Source organism: Campylobacter sp. LR291e (assembly GCF_008633915.1).
Lineage (GTDB): Bacteria > Campylobacterota > Campylobacteria > Campylobacterales > Campylobacteraceae > Campylobacter_D.
Genome location: NZ_VJNV01000010.1, coordinates 1 through 598, shown reverse-complemented (window position 1 = coordinate 598; position 598 = coordinate 1). Strand labels below are relative to the sequence as shown.

Sequence of the window (598 nt, the reverse complement as noted above, 5' to 3'; positions counted from 1 at the left end):
CTCTTTTCTATCCTCTTTAATTCCTCTTTAATTCGGTCAAATTCGCTCGCCAAGCCTATGAGCTCGTCCAAAACCTCGACTATTTTTTCTTGTTCTTTTAGTGGTGGGAGGGGGATTTGGAAATTTTTTAAAATATCTAGTGGTGGAATGTTTTTTATAGCTGAACCTTTGCTATTTTCTTGCGATTGCTGTTTTATCAAATAATCAAAAAATAGCATAAAATAAGGAATATAAACTAAATCGATAATTTTAATTTTCATTAAAGCTTGGTTGATAATTCCTTTTGGTGCGTTTTTTGGTATTCTAAAAACTTCTCCTATTGTGCCTGCACAGCTTACGATAATATCATTTTCAAATACTTCAAATTGTTTTAATTTCTCAAAATGTTTTTGTGAAATATAATAATCTCCCAACAATGAGTTTTTTTGAATCGCATTTTTTTGCTCATAAATTTTTATAGAATCTTCGCTTTTTGCGACAAACATATCTTTTGTGATTGCACTTCCAAAAGGTCCTTTTTTCATCTGGCAAATATCGCCTAATCTCACCCAAGCCCAAGATTTTGGAATCTCAAATGGCGCGGAATCTTCTAAAATCT

Annotated in this window: 1 protein-coding gene; it reads right to left on the bottom strand. The window is 31.9% G+C overall.

Going from position 1 to position 598, the window contains the following annotated elements; all coding sequences use genetic code 11:
- Nucleotides 1-598 (bottom strand): restriction endonuclease subunit S (locus FMM58_RS01945; RefSeq protein WP_190317923.1); only part of this gene is annotated, 598 nt, incomplete at both ends.